Origin of the sequence: Streptomyces purpureus (assembly GCF_014648195.1) — a bacterium.
In the GTDB taxonomy this organism is placed as follows: Bacteria; Actinomycetota; Actinomycetes; order Streptomycetales; family Streptomycetaceae; genus Streptomyces; species Streptomyces purpureus.
Map to the genome: position 1 here is coordinate 101517 of NZ_BMQQ01000006.1, position 6018 is coordinate 107534.

The following is a 6018-nucleotide window of genomic DNA, read 5'->3' on the forward strand; positions in this document are numbered from 1 at the left end:
GCCCCCGACCCCCACCCCGCCCCCGCCCCCCACTTCGCCCCCGAGTCTCCGTACGCCCACGGACGCGCCCGAGGACCGGCCCCGGTCCCAGCCCCCCGACCCCGCCGCGCCCACCACCGCTCCCCGCCGCGCCTACGCCGTCCTCAAGATCCCCTCCCTCGGTCTCGCCGTGCCCGTCGCCCAGGGGATCGACAAGCGCGGCGTCCTCGACAAGGGCTACGCCGGGCACTACCCCGGCACCGCCCTGCCCGGGCGCCCCGGCAATTTCGCCCTCGCCGGGCACCGCAACACCCACGGCGAGCCGTTCCGCCGTATCGACCGGCTCCGCAAGGGCGACAGCCTCGTCGTCGAGACCCGGGAGGCGACCTACACGTACGTCGTCGACAGCGCGCTGCCCACCACATCGCCCCGCGACACGGGCGTCATCGCCGCCATCCCCCGCTCGCTGGTCAAGCCGCGGTACGGATACAGCGCCCCCGGCCGCTATCTGACCCTCACGACCTGCACACCCGAGTTCTCCTCCACCTACCGGCTCATCGTGTGGGCGGTGCTGAGGGAGACGGTGCCCCGTGGCCAAGGTGATTCGGTATGACGATCACATGAATCGTGTGCCTCGGTGTATAACGGCTGGAGGGATTCGAGAGGGGGCGGGATGATCAGGAACAGCCTCGGGCGCGCGTTCGCCACCTTGTTCGTGCTCCTCACCCTCGTCGACCTCCTCCTCTTCCAGAGCGGCGACCTCTCCACCGCCGTCGTCGCCGCCACGACCGCCGCGACCGCCGCCGCGGGCAGCGCGTTCGCCGCCTGCGCCCTGATCGGCGGCCGCGGCGCGCCCTCCGTACCGCCCACGCGCGTACGTACCGCCATCCGCGACCGCGAACAACGCACCGCGTTCCTGCCACAGCGCGACCCCGACGCCTCGGGCCGTCGCCGGCCCCGTGCCCCCGGCCGTCTCCTTCCGACGGCCGCGTAGGGGCATCGCCACAGCTCCAGCCACCACCCGCCCCTCGCGGTTCCGTCCTGCCGAAAAGCATCTGTCCCGGCACGACGAGACCCCCGGAGGGCTCCCATGTCCGTTTTCGCTTCCTTGGTCGAGCGGCTCGCCGACCTGCTCCAGCCCCTGTTCGCCACCACCGCGACCGCCGCCGCGATCGTGCTGTTCACCGCGCTCGTACGGCTCGCGATCCACCCCCTCTCGCGCGCCGCCGCCCGAGGCCAGAAGGTCCGCGCCCGGCTCGCGCCGCAGCTGGCCGAGCTCCGCAAGAAGCACGCCAGGAACCCCGAACGCCTGCAGCAGGCGATGCTGGACCTGCACGCCGAGGAGAAGGTCTCGCCGTTCGCCGGCTGTCTGCCGAGCCTGCTCCAGGCCCCCGCCTTCTTCCTGATGTACCACCTCTTCTCCAGCGGCCGGATGGCCGGTCACACCCTCTTCGCCGCGCCCCTCGGCGACAACTGGACCGACGCCCTCGCCCACGGCGGCGCCTTCGGCCCGGCCGGGCTCGTGTACGTGGCGCTCTTCGCGATCGTCGCGGCCGTGGCCACGTACACGTACCGGCGTACGAAGCGGCAGATGGCGGACGCCCCGGCCCAGGAGGCCATGCCGGGCATGGGCGCGATGACGAAGGTGCTGCCGCTGCTCTCCTTCGCGACGCTTCTCACCGTCGCGGTCGTACCGCTCGCGGCCGCGCTCTATGTGGTCACCAGCACGTTGTGGACGGCGGCCGAGCGGACGTTCCTCTACCGGGACATGCCCTCGGCGGGGGTTCTGGCTACTCCCGCGTAAGGGTCCAGGTTGTGAACGGGGTCTTGCAGGCTGGTCGCTTCTCTTGGAGGATCGAATGATCCTCCGATGGCCGCACTCCATCGGCCGGGGTTCACCTCGACCACAGGGAGAAGACCATGAAGCTGCTGCGAGTCGGTACGGCGGGCGCGGAACGTCCGGCGCTGCTCGACGAGGACGGGACCCTGCGGGATCTGTCCGCGCTGGTGGACGACGTCGACGGAGGACTTCTCGCCGACGAGTCCGCGCTGGACCGGATCAGGGCCGCGCTCGGCGCCGGGGTACTGCCCGCGCTGGACGCCACCGGGCTGCGAGTCGGCCCGCCCGTCGGCCGCATCGGCAAAGTCGTGTGCATCGGGCTGAACTACCACGACCACGCGGCCGAGAACGGCGCGGCGATCCCGGCCGAGCCGGTCGTCTTCTTCAAAGCCGCGGACACGGTGGTCGGCCCGAACGACACCGTGCTCGTACCGCGCCGCAGCGTGAAGACCGACTGGGAGGTCGAGCTCGCGATCGTCATCGGCCGCACGGCCCGCTACCTGGAGAGCGACGAGCAGGCGATGGCCCACGTGGCCGGGTACGCGCTGTCGCACGACGTCTCCGAGCGCGAGTGGCAGATCGAGCGCGGCGGGACCTGGGACAAGGGCAAGAACTGCGAGACCTTCAACCCGCTCGGCCCCTGGCTGGTGACGGCCGACGAGGTCCCCGACCCGCAGGCGCTCTCCCTCAAGCTCTGGGTCAACGGCGAGCTGAAGCAGAACGGCTCGACGGTGGACCAGATCTTCCCGGTGGCGGAGGTCGTCCGCTACGTCAGCCAGTTCATGACGCTCTACCCGGGCGACATCATCAACACGGGGACCCCGGCGGGCGTGGCGATGGGGCAGCCGGAGCCGAAGCCGTATCTGAGGGCGGGGGACGTGGTGGAGCTGGAGATCGAGGGTCTCGGACGCCAGCGGCAGGAGCTCAAGGACGCGTAGGCTGATGCCCGAAGGAGGGCGCCATGTCCGTTGCGCAGACCGAAGTGACGCTCGACGAGTTCGACGCGCTTGAGGCCGCGGCTCCCGAGAACCTCCACGTCGAGTTGATCAACGGGAGGATTCTCGTGACACCGGCACCGGACGGCGACCATGACGAGAACGTCATGTCCGTCGCTGACCAGTTGCGAGCTCGCGAACCGCAGCTGCGCGTCTATCAGGAGCGCGGACTCGCCGTGCCCTCATACCGGGCGGGCCGGGCGCGCGTCGACGGTGCCGTAGCGCCGGTGGGGTACTTCCGCGGGCAGCCCTCCTGGGCGGACTCCTCCGGGGTGCTCATGGTCATCGAAGTGACCTCCGGTCGTGAAGCCGACGCCGACGTCGACCGCATCGAGAAGCGCGACGCCTACGCCCAGGCCGCGTTGCCGGTCTATCTGCTGATCGACCGGCACCGCGGCGAGGCGATCGTCCACTGGGATCCCGAGGGCGGTCGTTATCTCCACGAGTGCCGTGCGGCCTTCGGCGCGAAGCTCGAACTGCCCGAGCCGTTCGGGTTCGCGCTCGACACCACCGAGCTGGCCTGACCTCAGCCGAGGCCTCCGCAAACCTCAGCCGAGGCCTCCGCAAACCTCAGCCGAGCTCCACCACCGCGCCCTCGCGTGCCGAGCGTCGCGCCGCCTCCAGGACGTCGAGGGCCGCCGCGGCCTCCAGTGCCGTAACCGGGTTCTCGCCCGTGCCGCGCAGGGCCGACGCGATCGCCGCGTAGTAGGACGGGTAGTCGCCCGGGACCGTCGGAACCGGTGTGCCGCCGCCCGTCAGGGGGGACTCGCCCGCGCCCAGCCGGCCCCACAGGGACTCGGTCTCCACTCCCCACGGCACGCCTGGCGCCGGGCGCCGGCCCTCGCGCAGGGCCGCCTCCTGCGGGTCCAGGCCGTACTTCACGAAGCCCGCGCTCGAACCGAGGACCCGGAAGCGCGGGCCGAGCTGGGCCGTGGTGGCGCTCATGTACAGGTGGGAGCGGACGCCGTTCGCGTGGGTGACGGCGATGAAGGTGTCGTCGTCCGTCTCGGCGCCCGGCCGCCGGACGTCCGCCTCCGCGTACACCCGTACCGCCGGGCCGAACAGCACCAGCGCCTGGTCGACGACATGGCTGCCGAGGTCGTACAGCAGCCCGCCGATCTCCTCCGGGGCTCCCGACTCGCGCCAGCCGCCCTTCAGCTGCGGCCGCCACCGCTCGAACCGGGACTCGAAGCGCTGTACGTCACCGAGCTCGCCGGAGGCGAGCAGGCGGCGCAGGGTCAGGAAGTCGTTGTCCCAGCGGCGGTTCTGGAAGACGGACAGCAGCAGTCCGCGCTCGTCGGCAAGGGCGGCCAGCGCCCGCGCCTCGGCGGCGGTGCCCGCCACCGGCTTGTCCACGACGACCGGCAGCCCGGCTTCGAGACCGGCCGTGGCCATCGGCACATGGGTCTTGTTGGGCGAGGCGACCACGACCAGGTCGAGCGCGTCCGCCCGCTCCCACAGCTCGTCCGGCGACGCAGCCACCCGTACGTCCGGGAACTCCGCGAGCGCCTGGGCCCGCCGCTCCGGGTGGGAGGTGGTGACCGTGTCCAGGGTCAGACCGTCGGTGGCGGCGATCAGCGGGGCGTGGAAGACGGAGCCCGCGAGGCCGTAGCCGACGAGTCCGACGCGGAGGGGGGAGCCGGTGCCAGTACCAGTGCCAGTCATGCGACCACTTAAACAACGCTGTTGCCAAAGTGCAAGCGCGGGGGAGAATGGCACGCGTGAGCAGCAGTGGCCGCGTGCAGAACAGCAACGAGAGCGGGACCGGCGGCGGGAGTGGGGCCGACACCGGTCGGACGAGCGGGACCGGTGCCGGCGGCGAGAGCGGGACCGACACCGGCCGCCCGAGCCGGACCGACACCGCCCGCACCCCCCGCCAAGCGCCGACTCCCGCCGCCGCCCTCCACGGCGTCAACCTCGCCGCCCTGCGCAGCCACAACGCCGCCCTCCTGCTCGGCATCGTGCGCGCGGCCGGGGACAACGGCGTCAGCCGGCGCGAGCTGGCCGCCCGTACGGCCCTCACCCCGCAGGCCATCAGCAAGATCACCGCGCGGCTGCGGACCGAGGGCCTGCTCGTCGAGGCGGGCCGGCGCGCCTCCACCGGCGGCAAACCGGCCACCGTCCTGCGGCTGGTCCCCGGCGCCGCCCACGCCGTCGGCCTGCACCTGGACCGGGACCGGGCCACCGCCGTCCTCGTCGACCTCGCGGGCGCGCCCGTCGCCTCCCGCACCCTGCCGCTCGACCTGGGCGCCGGTACGGCGGCCGTCGTGGAGAGCGCCCTCGGGGAGGTGGCGCCCCTGCTGGCCACCGGGCCGAACGTGCTCGGCGTCGGCGTCGCCATGCCCGGCCCCCTCGACCACACCACCGGCGTCCCGCACCGCGTCACCGGCTTCCCCGACTGGGACGGCTTCCCCCTGCGCGACACGCTCGCCGGGCGGCTCGGGCTGCCGGTCGTCCTCGACAAGGACACCAACGCCGCCGCTCTCGGCCTGTGCCGGGGCGCCGGCGGGGAGTCCTTCGCGTACCTCCACGTCGGTACGGGCCTCGGCGCCGGCCTCGTCCTCGGCGGCGCACTGTACCGGGGCGGGCGGACCGGCGCGGGGGAGTTCGGTCACCAGACGGTCCAGCTCGACGGCGTCCCATGCGGCTGCGGCGCGCACGGCTGCCTGGAGGCGCTCTGTCTCGCCGCCCTCTCCCGTGGCGATCACGCCGAGGCGGCCCGCGTCCTCGGCACCGGCGCCGCGAACCTCGTCGGGCTCCTCGACATCGACCGCGTCCTACTCGGCGGCCGCGCGGTGGCCGCGGCGCCGGACGCGTTCGTACGGGGCGTGGCCGCCGTCCTCGCGGAACGCGCCCGGCGGACCGGCGACCCCGAGCCGGTCCCGGTCGCCCTGGCCGCCGGTGGGGCCGACCAGGTCGCGGAGGGGGCGGCCGAGCTGATCCTCGGTCAGCTCTTCGGCGGGGTGCCGGGGCTAACCCCTGGCGGGCCGAAAATAGGCTGATCGGGGGGTATGTCTGCCCGGATGGCCTTCGCTCGGAGCGCCCTCGGCCCGGGCGTGGCAAGGTCTCGACATGTGACCGGAGACCCCGGCCACGGCAGCGCCCGAACCCTGGCCCGATGCCCTCCGAACCCTCGGCATCGACCGGACGCCGTGACGTCGACCGGAGGTGGTGACCTCGACCGGACGCCGTGACGTCGACCGG

Annotated in this window: 7 protein-coding genes; 6 read left to right on the top strand and 1 reads right to left on the bottom strand. The window is 73.0% G+C overall.

Translation table 11 applies throughout. The features are described from left to right. The 5 genes from IEZ01_RS10650 to IEZ01_RS10670 all read left to right on the top strand — a co-directional run. Positions 1–592 (top strand): class E sortase (locus IEZ01_RS10650; RefSeq protein WP_229832850.1); only part of this gene is annotated, 592 nt, incomplete at its 5' end. Positions 593–652: 60 nt separating this feature from the next. After that, the gene (locus tag IEZ01_RS10655; RefSeq protein ID WP_019886659.1) at positions 653–973 is read left to right on the top strand and encodes a DUF6412 domain-containing protein; all 321 of its coding nucleotides are present in this window, start codon (positions 653–655) and stop codon (positions 971–973) included. A 96-nt stretch (positions 974–1069) separates the two neighbouring features. Further along, positions 1070–1783 carry a YidC/Oxa1 family membrane protein insertase gene (locus IEZ01_RS10660; RefSeq protein WP_189201309.1) on the top strand — a complete coding sequence of 238 codons (714 nt, stop codon included), beginning with the start codon at positions 1070–1072 and terminating at the stop codon, positions 1781–1783. 116 nt (positions 1784–1899) lie between these two features. Then, positions 1900–2757, top strand: a complete 858-nt coding sequence (locus tag IEZ01_RS10665; RefSeq protein WP_189201311.1) for a fumarylacetoacetate hydrolase family protein — start codon at positions 1900–1902, stop codon at positions 2755–2757. 23 nt (positions 2758–2780) lie between these two features. Continuing rightward, complete coding sequence (locus IEZ01_RS10670) at positions 2781–3338, top strand: Uma2 family endonuclease (protein ID WP_019886655.1); 558 nt, start codon at positions 2781–2783, stop codon at positions 3336–3338. Positions 3339–3384: 46 nt separating this feature from the next. Here IEZ01_RS10670 and IEZ01_RS10675 read toward each other — a convergent pair whose 3' ends face one another. Next, positions 3385–4479, bottom strand: a complete 1095-nt coding sequence (locus IEZ01_RS10675) for a Gfo/Idh/MocA family protein (RefSeq protein WP_019886654.1) — start codon at positions 4477–4479, stop codon at positions 3385–3387. A gap of 56 nt (positions 4480–4535) precedes the next feature. Between IEZ01_RS10675 and IEZ01_RS10680 the strand changes: the two genes are divergently transcribed. Continuing rightward, the gene (locus tag IEZ01_RS10680; RefSeq protein ID WP_373287590.1) at positions 4536–5816 is read left to right on the top strand and encodes an ROK family transcriptional regulator; all 1281 of its coding nucleotides are present in this window, start codon (positions 4536–4538) and stop codon (positions 5814–5816) included. Positions 5817–6018: the final 202 nt, after the last annotated feature.